A 20224-nucleotide genomic window follows, 5' to 3' on the forward strand; every position below is an offset into this window, starting at 1 on the left:
TTCTGTTATTGGGACGCTCTGGGCCACTATCTGACTCTAGACTCTGTTAATTTGAATTGGCCCACGAGCTGTTGAAGCAGCATTGTAATAGATTCGACATTCGTTGAGGTATGGCGAACGTTGTCCATCTCCACAATCAACTCCTGCACTTGTCCTTCCACATCAGAGGAAACCGAGCGGTTTTGCAAGCTGACTTCGGCAATTTGCTCCATCAGTTTTACCACTTCCTCTACAACCTGCGTTTTGCGCTGATCGTCCGCCTGCGCCGATTGAAGTGTGCGGGCTGCTGCAGCAACGAGATCAGTACCCTCTTCTACAACCTTCGTACCCTCGTCCATTGAATGATAAGCCTGCTCGGCTTCTGAATAAATTTGCCGCGTAATGCCGTGCACTTCCTCTGTCGATTTCTTCGTCAACTCCGCCAGCTTGCGGATTTCGGAAGCAACGACCGCGAAGCCTCGGCCCTGCTCACCAACACGCGCCGCTTCAATAGAAGCATTAAGTGCCAGCAAATTGGTTTGCGACGATATCTCCTCAATCACTTGAAGCACATCGCGAATTTCTTCAACCGTCTTCATGAACTTGCGAATCGTACCGTTCGTATCTTCTACCTTGGTGGAAATATGCTGCATCTTCTCCCCAATGCGGCCAACCTCGCTTTGCGCCACCGCAATTTGCTCGGCCGCTTGGCGCTCCAGTACAGATAGCGTATCGCGCATTTCACCCGCAGCATTTTTTGCCTTGTCGATATCCTTCAACTGGTGACGAATGCTGCCAATCATATGGCCCACCTTGCTGCCTACACGCTCCGTTGACAAGGCGGTATGGGCAGACGACTCATTCATGACGGACTGGCTGCTCAGCACCTCGGCAGCGGTGAGCTTCACCTGCAGCATAATGCCTTCGAGTGAATCGATCATATTGTTAATCCATTTTGCCAGCTCCTGCGTCTCGTCGCAATCGAACTCTTTCGTCGACAGCCGCTGGGTCAAATCACCTTTCCCCTCGGCATTAATGCGAATAAATCGGTTGATCCGCTCTAGATGCCCAGTTACCCGCTGCGATTCCTTGCGCTGCACCGACATCGCAAACAAAACACCGAACAGCAAATTAAATCCGCCAAGCACAGCTGCTGCTCCCCATAGCGGCATATAACCGATGACTAGAGAAGCAAGCAGAAACGTTAGAACGCTTTGCAGCAGCGCTGCATACATTTGCAGCTTGCGCTGCCGCCAGCCAATACTGCGCAGCCGATACACCTCTTCCAGATCGCCCTCGCACATCATCCCCCATAGATCAGGGCAATGCGGCATTCGGAAGGTGACGCCTTTGCCGATGACGGCAATATGGCGATAGTCCGAGTAGCCAGGAAACTGAACGAACAAATTGCTGCCATTGCGAATGGTTCCTGCGACGCCAGGATGCAGCTCTCCCGTTGCTGGATCGGTAAAAACAATTTCCAACTCGGTATGCTCCTTAATCGACACGGTACCCCAGTCTGTCGTTACGCCATCCTTTAAATTTTCGCCATGGGTGAACGTACGGTCCTCAAAGCGGCTGCGGGATAACGCTGTACCGGGTACGATATTACGCTGCAAACTAGGCTCGGCCATAAACAAATAATTATCGCCCGAATCCGGATATACATGTCCTGACTCGCGCTGGATCAAATCGCCCAGCACATCATTAGGCACTCTCCCGCATAAGGTGCCGACACGGCTGCCATTCACAAGCAGCGGCTGCATGAACATAATTGTCATTTTGTCGTGAAAAGAGGAGGTTCGGGCCCCTAGCTTGAGTGTAATTCCGTCTTCGTAAGGACCAAAAAAACAGCGTTTGCCTGCTGAATCGCCTTTTTGGGAAAACTGCATGCCCGGAGACAGCGCGCTGCCCTCTCCATAATGTGTGCCTATATGTGTGGGATAGGTGGAGTGAGCTACATGATTGTGGTTGTCTAGGAGGAACAGCTCCGTAAAATCCATACCCCTCGCATAGGATCGTTCGAGCAAAGGAGCTATCCACTTCTGCTGTTCTTTAGAGAATGCAGCAGCTTGCAATGCGGATAGGCCATCCGATAATTGATTCGACAGGCGCTCCATATGCCCCCAATACTCATCCGCCCATTGCAGCAGCAGCTCTTTGCGAGTATCTGCAACACCTTCGAAAATGTGCTCGACATCTTCCTTAATGCCAGAATTGAGCTTCCATGATACCCACAGTGGAAACCCCGTCCTTGTACCTAGCCAATCAAACATACGCACTCCCCCTATGCCCTTCCTTAATTTTCTTGTATGTAAAGTATATTAACATACATTTGAACCGTTTTCCTAGGAGAATGTTAGCTTTTATAACCAAAAATGTTGATTTAAATGTGATATGAGTGAAAAAAACCAATCATCTGTACGAATTCCGTACAATTGATTGGTTTACTCATTAAATTGAATGATTAGTTCAAAAGGCTCATTTGATATGGATAAACGAAAATCCGCTTATTTCTTGAAAAAAGCTTTCAAAGCTTGCCAGCGGTTTGCCACTGCCCCGCCTTGCCACTCTGGTGCATCAGCAAGAGCATCGCCCCTTAACAGCGAAGCAGCATTTTGCTGAAAATAGTCCGACCACTCCGTGCCCATAACTTTCTGTATCCGGTCATAAGCTTCCTTCAACCTAAATCCTCTGCGCTCCACATGATGCGCATCAGAGGACACAAGATGAATGAGGCCCGCTTCACACAGCTTCCATGAAGCCCGCTCTACCGTCTTGCCGAAAGCGCCAAGCAAGGAATGGCTCGTCACTTGGCCAAATGCCCCCAAACGAACAAGCTCTGCCAGCCGCTCAGGCTGCTGAATGATGGCTGCGTTCCGCTCTGGATGAGCGATAACCACATGAATGCCAAGCAGTCCAAGCTCATAGACGGTCTGCTCCGTATTTTTCGGAATATGGGAGGATGGCAGCTCCAGCAGCATGTAGGATGAACCCGCTAGCGTCAGCAAGCTTCCTTCCTGAAAGTGGTCGAGCAGCTCCCGGTGCAGCCGAACCTCCTGACCGGCATGTACGACAATCGGAATATTCAGCTCCTGAAGTTGCTTATTGAGCGTACGGGTCAGCTCTTCTACAACTTGAGCCGGATTCACATAACGACCGTTATGGTGATGGGGGGTAGCGATAATGGTTCTGATTCCCTCGGCAGCAGCCGCTCTTGCCAGCGCAAGCGAATCCTCCAGGCGGGCCGCACCATCATCAATACCGGGAAGAATATGTGTATGAATATCAATCATAGTGGGGGGCTCCTCTCCTGCTGTTTTATTTACAAAAAACACCGCTAACGCCTCTTACAGGACATTAACGGTGTTTGGGTATCAAATATTATTTATGCGCTATGCCAATACGGTTCATTGCACGCTGCAAAGCAAGCTCCGCACGGCGGAAATCGATCTCATCGCGTTTGGCAGACAGAAGCTGCTCCGCGCGTGCTTTCGCTGCCTTCGCACGATCAACATCAATATCGGTCGCAAGCTCGGCACTTTCCGCCAAAATAACGATTTTATCTTTACGAACCTCGATAAAACCACCATTTACAGCAATTACATCAACTTTTCCATCGCGCTTGATTACAACTGGTGCAATACGAAGCTGTGTTACGAGTGGAATGTGGTTTGGCAATATGCCAAGCTCACCTTCAACACCTTTTACACTAATCATATTCGCATTCTCCGCGTACACTTTACGCTCAGGAGTAACGACTTCTACCAAAAAGGTACTCATGTGGATTCCTCCCGCCTTTCGCTACTACAGCGTTTTGGCTTTCTCCACGGCCTCTTCAATCACACCTACATACCGGAAAGCTTCTTCCGGAAGGTCGTCATGTTTGCCCTCGAGAATTTCTTTGAAGCTGCGCACGGATTCTTTAACTGGTACATATTTACCTTTAATGCCTGTGAAAGGCTCGGCAACGTGGAACGGCTGGGACAAGAAGAGTTGAATTTTACGTGCGCGAGCAACGGTCAATTTATCTTCCTCGGACAGCTCATCCATACCAAGAATCGCGATAATATCTTGAAGCTCTTTATAACGCTGAAGAATTTTCTTAACGCCTTGAGCTACATTGTAATGCTCTTCGCCAAGAATATCCGGGCTAAGGATACGGGAAGATGAAGCAAGTGGATCTACCGCTGGGAAAATACCCATCTCGGAAATTTTACGCTCAAGGTTAGTCGTTGCATCCAAGTGGGCAAACGTCGTAGCTGGAGCTGGATCCGTATAGTCATCGGCAGGTACGTAGATCGCTTGGATCGATGTAACCGAGCCTTTTTTCGTTGAAGTAATACGCTCTTGCAGTTGACCCATTTCAGTTGCCAGCGTTGGCTGGTAACCTACTGCGGAAGGCATACGGCCTAGAAGGGCCGAAACCTCGGAGCCTGCTTGTGTGAAACGGAAGATGTTATCGACGAACAGAAGCACGTCTTTGCCTTCCTCATCACGGAAATATTCAGCCATTGTCAGACCCGTTAGAGCTACACGCTGACGTGCGCCTGGCGGCTCGTTCATTTGTCCGAATACCATTGCTGTTTTGCTAAGTACGCCGGAGTCTTTCATCTCGTGGTACAAGTCATTACCCTCACGCGTACGCTCACCAACACCTGCGAATACGGAAATACCGCCGTGCTCTTGTGCGATGTTGTTGATCAGCTCTTGAATCGTTACCGTTTTACCTACGCCCGCGCCGCCGAAGAGACCGATTTTACCGCCTTTTGCGTATGGTGCCAGCAAGTCGATAACTTTAATTCCTGTTTCGAGAATTTCCGATTGTGTCGACAATTCGTCGAAAGCAGGAGCTTCACGGTGAATAGGAAGATTGATTGAAGAAGTAGCATCGCCAGCTTCATCGATCGGTTGTCCTAGTACGTTAAATACACGGCCGAGTGTTGGAGCGCCAACTGGAATCGTGATTGGAGCGCCAGTATCAATGGCTTCAGTACCGCGTACAAGACCGTCCGTTGTGCTCATTGCTACAGCACGAACTTTATTGTCACCGAGGTGAACAGCGACTTCAAGCGTCAGATTAATATCTACACCGCCATTTTCGCCCTTCTTCTCGATTTTGACAGCGTTCAAAATTTCCGGCAGGTTGCCGCGTTCGAACTCTAGATCGACGACCGGACCCATGACGGATACAACGCGTCCTTTTTTCATGGTATTCCCTCCTGGTTCCTTCTTGTTACTAGCCGGCAGAGCAGCCTCTCTCAGGCTTCTGGCGGCGTAGTGTGTTACCTAAGATTGAGCATTTGCTCCTGCAACGATCTCGGAAATTTCCTGTGTGATTGCCGCTTGACGAGCACGGTTGTACGTAAGCGTCAAATTGCTGATCATCTTCGTCGCATTTTTCGTCGCACTGCCCATAGCCGTCATCCGGGCGCCGAACTCACTTGCCTTGCCGTCCAGCAATGCGCTGTAAATAAGCGTCTCCGCATATTTAGGCAGCAATGCCTCCAGCACGCCTTCCGGCGATGGCTCGTATTCGTACGCTGCTGTTGAAGCTGCGCTTCCGTCTACCGATTCAAGCGGCAGCAGGCGCATTTCCGTAGGAATTTGGGTAATGGCATTAACGAATTTATTGTAATACACATACAGCTCGTCAAAAGTGCCGTCGGCAAATTTCTGAACTGCTGTTGAAGCTACGATCTTGATATCTGCAAACGTAGGAGCATCCGGAAGACCCGTTACTTCTTCTACGATCGGCATATTGCGACGGCGGAAATAATCCCGGCCCTTCTTGCCGATGACGAACAATACGAAATCATCGTTCGACTTATGCTTGCTGCGAATCGTGTCCGTTACCTTACGAAGCACGTTGGCGTTGTAGCCGCCTGCCAGACCGCGATCAGACGTGATGACAAGATAACCTGTCTTTTTGATCGGACGGGTTTCCAGCATCGGGTGTTTAACGTCTTTCGTGCCAGCAGCGATGCTTGCCACAACTTCCTTCAGCTTTTCTGAATACGGGCGGGATGCCTGTGCAGCTTCCTGCGCTCTTCTCAGCCTGGAAGCCGCGACCATTTCCATCGCCTTCGTAATCTGCTTCGTATTTTGTTTGCTCTTGATTTCGCGTTTAATATCGCGCATACCTTTAGCCATTTGGTTTCACCCGCCTTTGTTGCCTCGCAGCTCTCCTGTACGCAAGCCCGGATAGAGCCGCACAAGCTATAAGGGATGGCTGCGAAGCCTAATGATTGGTACGAGCAGCATATATAAGAACTTAGAGGAACCTATCGTTCCTCTCAAGCTCCAAAATTAAGCCGATACGGCAAAGCTTTTCTTAAATTTGTTGATCGCATCAACAAGGGCTTTCTCGTTATCAGCAACCAGATCCTTCGTATCGCGGATCGAATTGCCGATTTCCGGGTGATTGGAATCGAGGAACGCCAGGAATTCTTTCTCAAAGCGCAAAATGTCGGCAACCGGAATTTCATCCAGATGACCTTTAACCGCAGAGTAGATCGAGATTACTTGCTTCTCAACCGGCATCGGCTGGTTAACGCCTTGTTTCAGAATTTCCATTGTGCGAGCACCACGGTTTAGACGGGCAAGCGTTGATTTATCAAGGTCGGAACCGAATTGCGAGAACGCTTGAAGCTCACGGTAAGCCGCAAGGTCAAGACGGAGCGTACCGGCAACTTTTTTCATCGCTTTAATTTGTGCAGAACCGCCGACACGGGATACCGAGATACCAACGTTAACCGCTGGACGTTGACCGGAGTAGAACAGGTCTGCTTCCAGGAAGATTTGACCGTCAGTAATCGAAATAACGTTCGTCGGGATGTAAGCCGATACGTCAGAAGCTTGAGTCTCGATGAAAGGCAGGGCAGTCAAGGAACCGCCGCCTCTTGCATCGCTCAGCTTAGCTGCGCGCTCAAGCAAACGGGAGTGAAGATAGAATACGTCACCTGGGTAAGCTTCCCGACCCGGTGGACGGCGAAGCAGCAAGGAAAGCTCACGGTATGCTGCCGCTTGTTTCGACAAGTCATCGTAAATAACGAGTACATGCTCGCCTTTGTACATGAAGTATTCGCCCATCGAGCAGCCTGCATAAGGAGCCAGGAACAAGAGTGGAGCTGGCTCGGAAGCGCCCGCAGTTACAACGATTGTATATTCCAAAGCGCCATGACGGCGAAGCGTTTCTACAACGTTAGCAACAGTGGATTGCTTTTGTCCGACAGCGACATAAATACATTTTACGCCATTGCCTTTTTGGTTGATGATCGCATCAATTGCGATAGCTGTTTTACCTGTTTGACGGTCGCCGATAATAAGCTCACGTTGGCCACGGCCAACTGGAACCATTGCGTCGATCGCTTTAATACCTGTTTGCATAGGCTCATGAACCGATTTACGGTCGATAACGCCTGGAGCTGGAGATTCAACCGGACGGGAATGCTTCGTGTTGATTGGACCCTTGCCGTCAAGCGGCTGTCCAAGCGGGTTCACGACGCGGCCCAGCAGCTCTTCGCCAACTGGAACTTCCATGATACGGCCTGTACGTTTTACTTGATCGCCTTCACGAATGTCCTTGTAAGGACCGAGAATAACGACACCGACGTTGCTTTCTTCAAGGTTCAATGCCATGCCGACAACACCGTTGGAGAATTCGAGCAATTCGCCTTGCATCGCATTTTCCAAACCGTGAACGCGAGCGATACCGTCACCGATGCTAATAACGGTGCCAACATCCACGACTTGAATTTCGGATTTATATTGTTCGATCTGCTGCTTAATCAGCGTGCTGATTTCATCAGGTCTGATACTCAATTCGCTCACCCCTATCTACAGTGCTTTAGATTTTAACTGTTTTTCTAACCGTTCAAGCTTGCCAGACAAGCTTCCATCGTAAAGGCGGTCGCCAATGCGGACCTTCACTCCACCCAGTAGGGCAGGCTCTACGACTTGCTCAGCAATAATAGTTTTGCCTGTCAATCCGCCAAACTGTGCTGCAACCTCTGCCAGTTCCGCGTCATTCAAAAGACGAGCTGTATATACCGTCGCATGCGCTTGCTTAAGCACATCGCCTGCGATTTTTGTAAATGCTTCGTAGATTTCCACAATTAGCTCCTGACGCCCGCGCACAAAAACCAGCTCCAGCGTATTCAGCAGCAATTCGGAAATGCTTCCGCCGAAAGCGGCTTTAAGAACAGCCAGCTTCTTCGAAGCATCAATATTCGGATAGCTTAGAAATTTACGGATTTCCAAATCTTCTCCAAGCGTTTGTGCAATAGCTTGCAGCTGCTGCTCTACCTCAGAAATAATGCCGCCTTGCTGTGCAAGCTCGAACAACGCTTTGGCGTAGCGCTTCGCTACCGCTGCGTCCCGGCTCATTTGCCGCTTACTTCTTTCAGGTATTGATTAACAAGCTGCTCTTGCGATTTCTCGTCAACTTGCTTCTCAATGATTTTCGAAGCGATTTGAACGGAAATACCGCCAACTTCAGAACGAAGTGCTGCAATTGCCTTGTTTTTCTCACTTTCGATGTCTTTAAGAGCATCATCTTTCAAGCGCGACGCTTCTGTCTTAGCAGTGTTCACGATCTCATCGGCTTGCTTGCTGCTTGTAACTCTTGATTGCTCAATAATTTCATAAGCCTCTTTACGAGCCTGCTCAAGAGCCGCTTTCTGCTCAACCATTTGCTGCTCAGCTTGCTTACGGCTGGATTCAGCTGTATTCATCTGTTCAAGCACGAGTTGTCTCCGTTTCTCCATAACGCTGAGCAGCGGACCGAATGCGTACTTGTTCAGCAACCAGTACAATACTAGAAAAGCTACTATCGCATATACTGTCGATTCCCAATGCCATCCCATTAAAGACACTCCTTTCCTACCACAAAATTGTCTAAATCACAACGAAGGCGAAGAGGGCTAGGCCTTCCCCGCCAGATGCGTGTTTTGAATTATTTAAAGAATGCAAGGAAGCCGATAACTACGCCGATAATCGGCACAACTTCGACGATACCTACACCGATAAACATTGTTGTTTGCAATTTGCCTTGAAGCTCAGGCTGACGAGCGATACCTTCAACTGTTTTGCTGACGATCATACCGTTACCTACACCTGCGCCAATTGCGGCCAAACCAACTGCCAATGCTGCTGCCAATACTTCCATTTTAAAAATCCTCCTCAATAATATCTCGTTTTGGTTTTGTATTGCTGACCTAGGGGGTAATTAAATCCTAGGCATAAAGCTTAAATTAATGGTCTTCCTCGTGAATTGCAGCCTGTGAAATGTACACCATCGTAAGCATAGTGAACAAGAAAGCCTGAATCGCACCGACAAAGATACTAAATGCTTGCCAAGCAGCGAGGAACGGAGTTCCGATAACTCCCAGCATCAATATGGTCGAGATCAGCACTTCGCCCGCATAAATGTTGGCGAATAGCCGTAGTGCCAAAGTTACTGGCTTCGAGATTGTCTCGATCAAGTTGATCGGCAGAAAAATTGGGAACGGATGGAAATAGTGTTTCACGTAATGCTTGCTGTTCAATCTCACGCCCAGATAATGCACGAGGATGAATACGATCAGCGCCAGACCAGCCGTTACGGAAAGGTCAGCCGTTGGCGATTTCCACCAAGCCAGCTCCAAATGTCCACCCTTCTCCTGAAGCAGCTCCTCTGTAATACCTAGTGCCGGGTAAGCGTGATGGACATCCGTCACGATACCGAAAGGCAAACCAAGCAGGTTGGAGATGAAAATAAACATAATCAACGTCATACCCAAGGAAATGAAAGGCTTGACGCGGTTAAGCGGCATTGCGCTGGAAATCAGATTGTGAACAAATTCGACGACCCATTCCAAAAAGTTTTGCATCTTGGAAGGGTTGTCCACCGATAAATTGCGCACAGCAAGTCTCGCCACAACAAAGGTGATGATGGCGGAAACCGTTATCGCAATAAACGTTGAAATGTCGATCTGTAGCGATCCGAGCTGCCACACCGGAAATTCATGCATGTAAAATTCTCACCCCTTTCCACTAAAGTTTATTTCTATTATGAATATAAGCTGCTACCAGAAGAATAAAAGGCATAACCATACAGCCAATTAATGCGGCTGGCATGCTGAAGTCTTCCGGAAAGCGATAAGCAACCATGGCAACCAGCAGCACCATAGCGATGCGGCTTCCAAGTCCCATACCCATTCTGCGAGAGGTTCCTCCTGCTGCTTTAAGCGTAATCATTTCCACTCTGCGCCTCAGTAAAAACGCATTCATGAAACTCGCTGCAAGACCCAGTAGAAGACCGAGTGCGGCTGTTCGCAAGTTCGGCATAAACGCCCAGACAAGCAGACATACACCCATCACGAAGAGCAGTGACCTTACTGCAGTGTTCATTATTTTATCCATCGGCATCCTCCATTACCTTCTTCACAAGCAGAATGCCTGAGAGAAGACCGACAGCCAGACCGACCAGTATGCCTCCAACCGTCCAACCCGAACCTCCGCCAAAGCGTTTACCGAGCGACGATCCGAGAAAGTACCCTAAAAAGATACAAATAGCGACTTGCAGTCCGAGTCCGCCGACAAGACCTGCGGCAAACAGCGGATTGTCTCTTCTGTTCTTTTTATCCATGGCCCATACCCCTGTCAATCCTCATTTATTTTATCCAAGCGGCGCAAGGTTTGTCAATTGATAATCCTGTATAGTTTTACTGTACAGATTGCCCAAAAGCCAGTCAAATCAAGCCCTCAGAGCCGACAAAACCATACAGTACAACTGTATGCTGTGCATTGCGCCGCTATTTATAAGACCATGTGTAAACTATGAACGTTGTGTGAACGGATCGGGACGCTCAGAATTTCTTCCAAAATGATGCAGCAAAGCTTGCACGATACGTGTCGAAGCTTGTCCATCACCGTATGGATTTGCCGCATGGCTCATCTTTTCATACAAGGAAGCATCGTTCAGCAAGGCGCTGGCCCGGCTGTAAACAACCTCTTCATCCGTACCTACAAGCTCAAGTGTACCCGCCTCAATGCCCTCAGGACGCTCTGTTGTATCGCGCAGCACCAGCGTTGGCACTCCAAACGAAGGAGCTTCCTCCTGCAGGCCGCCGGAATCGGTCAAAATCATGTAGGCATGTGGATAAAAATTGTGGAATTCGAACACATCCAGCGGATCGATAAGCTGAATACGCGGATGTCCGCCGAGAATTTCCGTTGCCGGTTCTTTGACGGCTGGATTCGGGTGAACGGCATACACAATGGCAATATCTTCATGCTCATCGGCAATGCGTTTTACCGCACGGAAAATATTGCGATGAGGCTCGCCCAGCGACTCGCGGCGATGCGCCGTCATCAAAATCATCCGTTTGCCTTTCGCCCAGTCGATAACCGGATGAGCAAAGGAAGGATCAACCGTGTACTGGAATACGTCCGTTGCCGTATTGCCCGTAACATAAATGGTCGATTCCGACTTGTTCTCCTTGAGCAAATTGCTTGCCGACCAAGAGGTTGGAGCAAAATGCACATCGGACAACACGCCTGCAAGCTGGCGGTTCATCTCTTCCGGGTACGGGGACAGCTTATTCCAAGTCCGAAGGCCCGCTTCCACATGGCCAACCTGAATTTGCTTCAGGAAAGCCGCGTAGCTGGCAAGGAACGTCGTCTGCGTGTCGCCATGGACAAGCACGATATCCGGCTTCGCTTCCGTCAAAATCGGATCAAGGCCCTCCAAAACGCGCACAGTCGTTTCCGTTAGCGTCTGGCGGTCCTTCATCACATTCAAATCATAATTTGGCTGGATTTCAAAAAAATCTAGCACCTGATCGAGCATATGACGGTGCTGCGCAGTTACGCAGACGATGGATTCAATATCGTCCGAGTGCTTGTTCAGTTCGAGAACAAGCGGCGCCATCTTAACTGCCTCCGGGCGCGTACCGAAAATAGTCATTACTTTTAATTTGGACAAAACAATTCACTCCTATAATCTGCTTGCGCCAGGCAGGCGCTAATTGGTGCCGAACATGCGGTCGCCCGCGTCGCCAAGACCTGGAACAATATAGCCCTTCTCGTTCAGACACTCATCAAGCGCAGCAATATAAATATCGATGTCCGGGTGCGCTTCCTGTACTGCCTTCACGCCTTCAGGCGCGGCAATTAGACACATCAGCTTAATATGCTCGCAGTCGCGTTTTTTGAGCGCAGTAATAGCCGCGATTGCGGAGCCGCCAGTTGCCAGCATCGGGTCTACAACAACGAGCAGACGATTCGGAGCATCCGTTGGCAGGTTGATATAATATTCCGTTGGCTGGAGCGTTTCATGATCGCGGAACAAGCCGATATGGCCAACCTTCGCAGCAGGAATCAGCTTCAAAATGCCTTCTACCATGCCAAGGCCGGCGCGCAAAATGGGAACAAGCCCCAGCATGCGTCCCGATACGACCTTCGATGGCGTCTCAGCAACCGGCGTCTGTACGGTAATCGTTTCAAGCGGGATGTCCCTTGTAATCTCATATGCCATTAATGTTGCTACTTCATCAACCAGTTCCCGAAAATCTTTCGTATTCGTATCTTTATTCCGAATAAAGGTCAGCTTATGCTGGATTAACGGATGGTCGCAGATGACCAATTTGCTCATGGAGCGTTATTCCTCCTGTGTGATAACTTATTTCTGTATCAGTAGACACAATCCCGTATATTATAGCATTGTAAAAGGCCTGTTGCATCCTGTGATTTTTCTCTTTGAAAAATCGTCCGTTTTTAGCTGCTGCAGCCACCGCCACAGCCTCCACCGCCGTCTCCTCCACTGGAGCCTCCGCAGGAGCTGGATGAATCGCTGCCACTATCATGGCCACCGCTATCATGACCCCCGTCAGAATCATGACGGTCATGTGTGGAGCCCAAGCCGTCACAGCCGTATGTCGAGGACCCGCTGCCATTCGCTTCTCTCTGGGCCTTTGTCTGCGCTGCATTCATCTGCTCGGCAAAATCATTAGGAGATGAAGCGGAGATGGAGTGGAAAATGAGCATGCCGGACAGCATGCCCGTCGCTCCGATTACAGGATCATAGCCGCCCTTCCAGGAGGAAGAGGCGCCTACCGGATAAGGCTTAACTTGCTCATCATCGCTATTATGAAGCTGCGATTTCAAGCGCCACAGCAAATAATCGATCGTCTTCTGCATATCGGGATAGGCTCCCGCGGCTTTGGCATTAAACCATTTTTCCGTCAATGCCTGCTCGGATTGCCCGGCAAACTCATCCGCCCAATCGCGAGGAAGCGGCGTCTTGAAAAATGCGCCCCACACCCGTCCGCTTGCCGGCGTTTGCTGGAAAAGCTCGCCGTATACCCAGTCAAACCAGGCCCGGCCATCGACATTTGGGCGCTCATTTTCGGCATGCGGAGCATGATGAATCAGCCCGCCGCAGAAGGCAGTGCAAAACTGCTCGTACTCCCGTGTAAACATGAGCATTTCATGCCAAATGACATCGGCCCTGCTGCTATACATCGGCACGCCGCGCAGCAGGCCGCACATTAGGAAGAAGCGCTTCAGCTCGAAGAAGGTCCATTTCCATTCCTTATCGGACAGACTCGGCAGCTGCTTGAGCACGCGATCCTTAATCCGGCTTTCAAAGTCACTCGTAAGGGCGGCCTCAAGACGTTCAGCAACTGGACGGGCAGGATGCTCGTAAGGCACGCCTAATGCAAGCGGCGGCTCCTCAGACGGCCATGAAGCTAACGACAAGCTTCGCTTGCCCGGCGAATGGCTAGTATCATTTCTTTTTCGCGAACGATTGGATTGAGTTATGCTTATGATTACCAGGAATACAACAAAAATCAGAACGACAAGAATCGTATTGCTCATGGTTGTACCATCACCCTCCAATTAGCATAGTCTGTACTATTGTAGCATGCCGAATGGATTTTCTGCATATTATATCTACCATAAATGAATAAAAATTCCTTTTAATAACGTGACGACAGCCTTCAAACGCTTGTTTACACGCAAAAATACCGCATAGAGGCCGAGGCCCCATGCGGCATTTTTCAAAAGTTAAAAATTAGTATTTCAATTCTGGATAAAGCGGATATTGCGCAGTCAGATCGCGAACGATTTGACGGGATTTTTCAAGCGTCGCCTCATCCTTTGGATTTTTCAGCGTTACAGCGATCACTTCGCCGATCACTTTCATCGCTTTCTCATCCATGCCGCGCGATGTCGCTGCAGGTGTTCCAAGACGGATACCGCTAGTAATGAACGGGCTAGTTGGATCGAAAGGAATCGCGTTTTTGTTAGCTGTAATACCGATTGAATCCAGTACGTGCTCCGCCTCTTTGCCTGTGATGTTCAGGGAACGCGTGTCGATCAGCATCAGGTGGTTGTCTGTGCCGCCGGATACGATGTTAATGCCTGCTGCAACGAGTGTATCGGAAAGAACCGCCGCATTTTTCACAACATTTTGCGCATACGTCTTGAACGATGGCTGCAAAGCTTCGCCCAGTGCCACTGCTTTAGCAGCAATAACGTGCATCAAAGGACCGCCTTGTGTGCCTGGGAATACCGCTTTGTCGATCGCAGCTGCCCACTCTTTACGGCAAAGAATCAAGCCGCCGCGAGGACCGCGAAGCGTTTTGTGCGTTGTCGTTGTAACGAAATGCGCATGAGGCACTGGGCTCGGGTGAAGACCAGCAGCTACAAGACCTGCAATATGAGCCATATCTACGAAAAATAGGGCGCCTACATCGTTGGCGATTTTAGCCATTTTTTCGAAATCAATAATGCGCGGGTACGCAGATGCACCAGCTACGATCATGCGAGGGCGGTGCTTGAAGGCCGCTTTGCGAACTTCTTCATAATCAATCGTGAAGGAATCTTCATTTACGCCGTAAGCTACAAAATTGTAAAGCAAGCCGGAAGCGTTAACCGGGCTGCCGTGCGTCAAGTGGCCGCCATGAGCCAAATTCATGCCCAGTACCGTGTCGCCAGGCTTAAGCGCCGCCAAATAAACAGCCATGTTCGCTTGTGCGCCGGAATGCGGTTGTACGTTGGCATGGTCTGCGCCAAACAGTTCTTTTGCACGATCGCGTGCGATATCTTCCACGATGTCGACATGCTCACAGCCGCCGTAGAAACGTTTGCCTGGGTAGCCTTCTGCATATTTGTTCGTCAAAGCAGAACCCAATGCTTCAAGCACAGCTTCGCTTACGATATTTTCCGATGCGATTAGCTCGATGTTATCGCGTTGACGCTGCAATTCCAGTCCCATTGCTTTCAAAACTTCCGGATCTTGTTTACGTAGATTTTCCATTATAAATGCCTCCTTAGTTGTGTGTGCTTGTTATATAGATAAGGATTAAGCATGATAGACTCGTCAGATATTTGTTCTACGGGTTACATGCTCCATCCGCCAATAATAAAATCTTTATAGAATGCTTGCGATTAATCGCATGTCCCAGCTGATTGCTCCGGAGACAAGACAACAGCATCACGGCTGGCTGCCACACCGTCCAGCTCATACACCGCTCGTACACCGCCAATAAGCTTTGGCCGCGTAACCGCCATCGTGACATGCGCCTCGCCAATGCTGCGAATCGAAGGCCGCACCGGAACCGCCACTCTGCGCAAATGCATACCGATGAAAGTATCGCCGATATCTATTCCAGCATGCGCGGCTACCGTCTCAACGAGACAGGCATCGCTGATATGCCGATACGCATAAGCCGCCATAGAGCCGCCCGCCTTCGGAACGGGAATCGCCGCAACCTGCTCTAGTCCGTAACGTTCAGCCGCTGCACGCTCGATAACGAGCGCGCGGTTCAAATGCTCGCAGCATTGATACACCGGATAAAAACCAATATCGCGGCGCACAGCCTCCACTCCAGCGAAAATTTCCGCAGCAGCTTCCAGCGTGCCTGACGTCCCGATGCGATGGCCCAGCACCTCGCTCGTACTCGTGCCGATGACGAGAAGCTGTCCAGCCCGCAGGCTGCCCGCTGCCGCAAGCTCGCGAACGACCGTCTCTACTGCGCTTGTTATCGCTATCGTTTCCTCGTTTGCTTCCATAGCAGGCGGCCTCCTTGTCTAACTAACCGTATCCATGCAAGCATGGAACAAAGCCTTCTTACTTGTTGATTTAGCTTAAGCGTTATATTTTTGCTCGATTTGGCCTACTTTATGAATGCGTCCCGCATGACGCTCGCCGCCGGAGAATGGCGTGTCCAGCCAAATACGAAGAATTTCCTGTGCAACCCCCGGTCCAATGACCCGCTCGCCCAGTGCAATCACATTCGTATCATTATGCTCGCGCGTCGCTTTGGCGGAAAATAAATCGTGCACCAGCGCGCAGCGGATGCCTTTAACCTTATTAGCGGCAATCGACATGCCAATGCCTGTTCCACAAATGAGAATACCGCGATCCACTTCCCCGTTTGCCACCTTTTCTGCTACAGGCAGTGCATAATCCGGGTAATCGACCGATTGATTGCAGTCGCAACCGAAATCTTCAATTTCGTGACCAAGCGATAGCAGAAATGGTACAATTTCGTCCTTCAGCCGGTAGCCGGCATGATCGGCGCCAATGGCAATTTTCACGTATAAACCTCCTCCACAGTATGACGATGCTGCACTTGCAATGATACTTGCGGCGCTCGGCACATGAACTCCGCTTCCGCAATTCGGCGCTTTTATTATACCTAAATTTGTCCTAAAAGACGAAAAAAGAGCATGACATGCTCTTCAGCATGCTGCTCTTTGCCCAGGCGACCGGCCGTATGTTCCGATGCTCCACCGTGGTTACCCACTTCCGTCGCCAGTCACATCGGAAACCGTATATCTGTACTCATCATAGCCGAATTTTTGTGAAAAATCAATCGGTTCCGCGCCTAAATTCGCGCTTTTACATTTGCGCTGCCACAACCATTCGCTTATTCCTGCTTTAACCGCAAGAGCAGCTGCTGCAAGCAGCTACGAATTTCCTCGGCGCAGCTTTTGTAATTACCGAGTGTTCCGCCAAACGGGTCTATAATATCAAAGCTTGGTATACGGCGCTCCAACTCCAGCAGACGATTGCGTTCGCCATCCGTCAGCTGCTGTCCCAGCGTCTGCTTCATGTGCAGCTCCGTATACAGCCGCTCCAGTTCCTTAATGTCTGCCAGTACGCCCGTATCTTGATTGACATACTCTTTGAGCGTGTGCGCTTTATCAACGGCTTCTGGGAACCATTGGAGCAGTCCTCTTTTGTGGCTGGCGGTCATCGTCAGTACGAGGTCAGCCCATTTTACCGCTTCTGCTGTCAGCGCGCACGAAGAGCTCTGATGTTCAATGCCATAACCGCGCAGCACCTCTGTCGCATGGCCGGAAACGGCCAAACCGTCAATGGTCGAGATGCCTGCCGAACGCACTTCTACTGCTACACCCTGCTGGCCCGCCATATTTTTGAGCATCGCCTCCGCCATCGGAGAACGACAAGTATTTCCCGTACAAATGAACAAAATGTGCTTCACGCCGCATGCCCCTTTCTATGTGTATCAAGCGTAAACGGCTGATGCCATCCTTTGATGGCAAAGCTTCCGTTTCGCGATGAAATATAAGCCTATTTATACATGTAAACTTATAAATTCTTATATTTTCAGAAAATAAACATTATACCGAACACCAGCAGCACCGCACCGCCGCATGCTTCGCCGTAGCCGCCTAGCTTATGGCTGACTCTTCTTCCAAGCAGCAGTCCCATAATCGACATCAAGCTGCCAAAAAAACCGAACAGCAGCACCGTCAGCATCAAATCAGCTGCGAACATGCCGAGCGTAACGCCAACGGAAAAAGAATCAGCGCTGACGCCCAGCGCGAACAGCACCGTTCCCCAAATGGTGCGGTAATCAAAGGCTTGCACATCTTCTCCCCGCAAGGAGCTATAAATCATATGCCCGCCGAGCAGCACCAGCAGTACGCCAGCAGCCGCAGTCGCTACATGACCAAGCAAGCCGCTGACGAAGCTCCCAGCGTACATGCCCCCGAGCGGCATAATAATATGAAATATACCGATAATAGCACTTAATCTTATTATATGGAGCCAGCGAATGCCACGCAGCCCGATTCCAATTCCTAGCGAAAAAGCATCCATGCCAAGCGCAACCGCCATAAGCAGCAGTGTAATAAATTGCCCTCCAAGCATATGGCTACTCCACAAAATGATCTCCCCCCACGTCCGCAAACACTCTTAACCCAACATATGCGGCAATGGGGACAAACATACTATAGCTTGTTTAATCGGTCTTGGAGATATTCTTACCCTTGTAAAGCGCCAGGCAAACCGCAAAACTTGAGTCAAAAAATCGCATGACAGGCACGATCGGTATAACCGGCACGAGCTTAATTTTACTAGTGAAAAAATAGTTCGCCGGCTTAAGCTGGTCTTGTCTTATACCTGATGGGTGCGATGACCGGCTGCCTTGAGCAGCCGATTCATAAGTGCGGCTCCGATACCATCTGGCTCGCAGCCTTCTGCCCAAATTCGCTGAACGCCAGCAGCATCAAACTGCCGCAATGCTGCATACAGGCGGTGCGCAGCCTGCTCCAGCTGCTGCCCGCTCCCGTAGGTCAGCACGAGAGCGGAGCCGTCCTCCATAACAGCGGCCTGCTCATCGAATACAAGAACGCCTGCTTTCAGTCCGGCGTTCACGGCTTGCGACACCTGCTCCTGCATATAAGCAACACGCTTGGCGGCTGAGCTTCCTTGTACGACGCTTAGCTCGCCCTTCGGTGCATAATGCGTATATTTCATGCCTGGCGAACGTGGCGCAGATAGCTCCTCCACGGCCGACTCAGCTTCCGCAGGTGCGTCAATTTCCGCTTGCGGCGCCGCTTTGCACAGCTGCTCCACCGTTACGCCGCCTGGGCGCAAAATGCGAAGCGCCTGTTCGCCCGTCAGTTCAATGACGGTCGATTCAAGGCCGATGCCTGTAGCGCCGCCGTCGACAATGCCGCTGATCCGGCCGCTGAGGTCTTCAGCCACATGCTCGGCGAGCGTAGGGCTTGGCCTGCCCGAACGATTAGCGCTTGGCGCGGCAACCGGACAGCCCGCAGCTGCAAGGAGGCGCAGCGCCACCGGATGGGAAGGCATCCGAACGCCAACAGTGGATAAGCCAGCCGTTACAAGCGGCGACACCGCTCCCGGCTGAACGGGAAGCACAAGCGTAAGCGGTCCTGGCCACAGCTGCTCCATCAATTGCTTCGCAAGTGCCGAGTAAGGCAGCACCAGCTCATCAAGCTGCGAAATCGTTGCGATGTGAACAATAAGCGGATTATCGGAGGGGCGGCCTTTGGCCTGAAAAATCTGCGCCACCGCCTCCGAGCTGCGAGCATCGGCACCAAGCCCGTATACCGTCTCCGTCGGGAAAGCTACAAGCTCTCCACCGCGAAGCAGTTCTGCTGCTTCCGCGATAGACGCCTCCGCATATTCATCCGTCATGCGCCATACCTTCGTCGTAGTCATCTCTATCCTTCAATCCTTGCTCTGTTATAGTCATCCTTCTAGTCTGTATACTCCCGTAAGTATACCATACGCTTGGATAAAAACGGAGCCAGCAGCATAACCGCAGCCCGCGGATGCTCACTGGCCCAAATCTGGCTATTAGCTGTTGGATGCTAGGGTGTGTATGTAAATCTGAGCAGCTCTGCCACTCCTTGTTCAGAGCTTAATCGTGGCCAATCCCATCTGGCGATTCGAAGCCTGAGAACCGTGGGCCTGAGAACCGAAGCATGCGATTGCTACTGAGACCCCCTGTAGCTCTGTGACTCTTGTTGCTAAGACCATTGTTGCTAAGACCTCATAGCTTGGGAGCTTGAGAGTTCGGGAGTTCGGGAGCTCGGGTGCTCGGGTGCTTGAGAGCTCGGGTGCTCGGGTGCTTGAGAGCTCGGGTGCTCGGGTGCTTGAGAGCTCGGGTGCTCGGGTGCTTGAGAGCTCGGGTGCTCGGGTGCTTGAGAGCTCGGGGCGGGGCGCTCATTTCTTTTTTGAGGACTGAGATTCCGCTATTTTGGCTTTTCAATCCATTTCAAGCCATAAGCGGACAGGAAATCCGCTATCGTCCTCATTTTGTCGTCAAAATGGCTAGTGGCATCGCATTAGCTGCTCCTGTGCTCTTCTGTCAATAGAGTAGACACGCCCATTATGCTATTTTTTCGTAATAAAGCTGTTCGAAACGCAAGGGTGACATGTAGCCAAGCGTGCTGTTTGAACGTTTTCGGT

Annotated in this window: 21 protein-coding genes and 1 riboswitch; all 21 genes read right to left on the minus strand. The window is 50.5% G+C overall.

Going from position 1 to position 20224, the window contains the following annotated elements:
• Positions 1-26 precede the first annotated feature (26 nt).
• On the minus strand, positions 27-2255 hold the full coding sequence (locus tag AC50X8_RS26020; RefSeq protein WP_494882400.1) for a methyl-accepting chemotaxis protein: 2229 nt from the start codon (positions 2253-2255) through the stop codon (positions 27-29).
• 234 nt (positions 2256-2489) lie between these two features.
• Positions 2490-3275, minus strand: coding sequence for a tyrosine-protein phosphatase (locus tag AC50X8_RS26025; RefSeq protein ID WP_056036787.1), 786 nt, complete (start codon positions 3273-3275; stop codon positions 2490-2492).
• Between the two features lie 88 nt (positions 3276-3363).
• Positions 3364-3762, minus strand: coding sequence for a F0F1 ATP synthase subunit epsilon (locus AC50X8_RS26030; RefSeq protein WP_099518194.1), 399 nt, complete (start codon positions 3760-3762; stop codon positions 3364-3366).
• A gap of 24 nt (positions 3763-3786) precedes the next feature.
• Positions 3787-5190 (minus strand): F0F1 ATP synthase subunit beta, encoded by a 1404-nt coding sequence (atpD, locus tag AC50X8_RS26035; protein ID WP_046231329.1) that lies wholly within the window; start codon positions 5188-5190, stop codon positions 3787-3789.
• Between the two features lie 78 nt (positions 5191-5268).
• Entirely contained in the window at positions 5269-6132 is an 864-nt protein-coding gene (atpG, locus tag AC50X8_RS26040; RefSeq protein ID WP_056036784.1) for an ATP synthase F1 subunit gamma, read from the minus strand.
• Between the two features lie 156 nt (positions 6133-6288).
• Positions 6289-7803: a F0F1 ATP synthase subunit alpha gene (gene atpA, locus AC50X8_RS26045; protein ID WP_056036781.1), complete on the minus strand. Its 1515-nt coding sequence runs from the start codon at positions 7801-7803 to the stop codon at positions 6289-6291.
• Positions 7804-7818: 15 nt separating this feature from the next.
• Entirely contained in the window at positions 7819-8367 is a 549-nt protein-coding gene (locus AC50X8_RS26050) for a F0F1 ATP synthase subunit delta (RefSeq protein ID WP_056036780.1), read from the minus strand.
• The gene (gene atpF / locus AC50X8_RS26055; RefSeq protein ID WP_056036774.1) at positions 8364-8846 is read right to left on the minus strand and encodes a F0F1 ATP synthase subunit B; all 483 of its coding nucleotides are present in this window, start codon (positions 8844-8846) and stop codon (positions 8364-8366) included. Before atpF ends, AC50X8_RS26050 begins: the two co-directional genes overlap by 4 nt.
• 89 nt (positions 8847-8935) lie before the next feature.
• The gene (gene atpE / locus AC50X8_RS26060; RefSeq protein ID WP_056036771.1) at positions 8936-9148 is read right to left on the minus strand and encodes a F0F1 ATP synthase subunit C; all 213 of its coding nucleotides are present in this window, start codon (positions 9146-9148) and stop codon (positions 8936-8938) included.
• 85 nt (positions 9149-9233) lie between these two features.
• Entirely contained in the window at positions 9234-9992 is a 759-nt protein-coding gene (gene atpB, locus AC50X8_RS26065; RefSeq protein WP_056036768.1) for a F0F1 ATP synthase subunit A, read from the minus strand.
• A 22-nt stretch (positions 9993-10014) separates the two neighbouring features.
• Complete coding sequence (locus AC50X8_RS26070; RefSeq protein WP_056036765.1) at positions 10015-10383, minus strand: ATP synthase subunit I; 369 nt, start codon at positions 10381-10383, stop codon at positions 10015-10017.
• The gene (locus tag AC50X8_RS26075; RefSeq protein ID WP_494860962.1) at positions 10376-10609 is read right to left on the minus strand and encodes an AtpZ/AtpI family protein; all 234 of its coding nucleotides are present in this window, start codon (positions 10607-10609) and stop codon (positions 10376-10378) included. Before AC50X8_RS26075 ends, AC50X8_RS26070 begins: the two co-directional genes overlap by 8 nt.
• 189 nt (positions 10610-10798) lie before the next feature.
• Entirely contained in the window at positions 10799-11947 is a 1149-nt protein-coding gene (gene wecB, locus AC50X8_RS26080; protein ID WP_056036762.1) for a non-hydrolyzing UDP-N-acetylglucosamine 2-epimerase, read from the minus strand.
• 39 nt (positions 11948-11986) lie between these two features.
• On the minus strand, positions 11987-12616 hold the full coding sequence (upp, locus tag AC50X8_RS26085; RefSeq protein WP_046231319.1) for a uracil phosphoribosyltransferase: 630 nt from the start codon (positions 12614-12616) through the stop codon (positions 11987-11989).
• A 122-nt stretch (positions 12617-12738) separates the two neighbouring features.
• The gene (locus AC50X8_RS26090; RefSeq protein WP_494882403.1) at positions 12739-13842 is read right to left on the minus strand and encodes a UCP032817 domain-containing protein; all 1104 of its coding nucleotides are present in this window, start codon (positions 13840-13842) and stop codon (positions 12739-12741) included.
• 196 nt (positions 13843-14038) lie between these two features.
• The gene (glyA, locus tag AC50X8_RS26095) at positions 14039-15286 is read right to left on the minus strand and encodes a serine hydroxymethyltransferase (protein WP_172455458.1); all 1248 of its coding nucleotides are present in this window, start codon (positions 15284-15286) and stop codon (positions 14039-14041) included.
• A gap of 131 nt (positions 15287-15417) precedes the next feature.
• On the minus strand, positions 15418-16041 hold the full coding sequence (locus tag AC50X8_RS26100; protein ID WP_494882405.1) for a TIGR01440 family protein: 624 nt from the start codon (positions 16039-16041) through the stop codon (positions 15418-15420).
• A 75-nt stretch (positions 16042-16116) separates the two neighbouring features.
• Positions 16117-16569: a ribose 5-phosphate isomerase B gene (gene rpiB / locus AC50X8_RS26105; RefSeq protein ID WP_056036754.1), complete on the minus strand. Its 453-nt coding sequence runs from the start codon at positions 16567-16569 to the stop codon at positions 16117-16119.
• 154 nt (positions 16570-16723) lie between these two features.
• Positions 16724-16804, minus strand: a riboswitch (ZMP/ZTP riboswitch).
• A 97-nt stretch (positions 16805-16901) separates the two neighbouring features.
• Entirely contained in the window at positions 16902-17480 is a 579-nt protein-coding gene (locus AC50X8_RS26110) for a low molecular weight protein arginine phosphatase (RefSeq protein WP_056036752.1), read from the minus strand.
• 125 nt (positions 17481-17605) lie between these two features.
• Positions 17606-18151 (minus strand): manganese efflux pump MntP, encoded by a 546-nt coding sequence (locus tag AC50X8_RS26115; protein WP_494882415.1) that lies wholly within the window; start codon positions 18149-18151, stop codon positions 17606-17608.
• A gap of 246 nt (positions 18152-18397) precedes the next feature.
• Positions 18398-19471 carry an L-threonylcarbamoyladenylate synthase gene (locus AC50X8_RS26120; RefSeq protein WP_056036748.1) on the minus strand — a complete coding sequence of 358 codons (1074 nt, stop codon included), beginning with the start codon at positions 19469-19471 and terminating at the stop codon, positions 18398-18400.
• Positions 19472-20224: the final 753 nt, after the last annotated feature.

It is taken from the genome of Paenibacillus sp. JT22N15, from assembly GCF_059383755.1.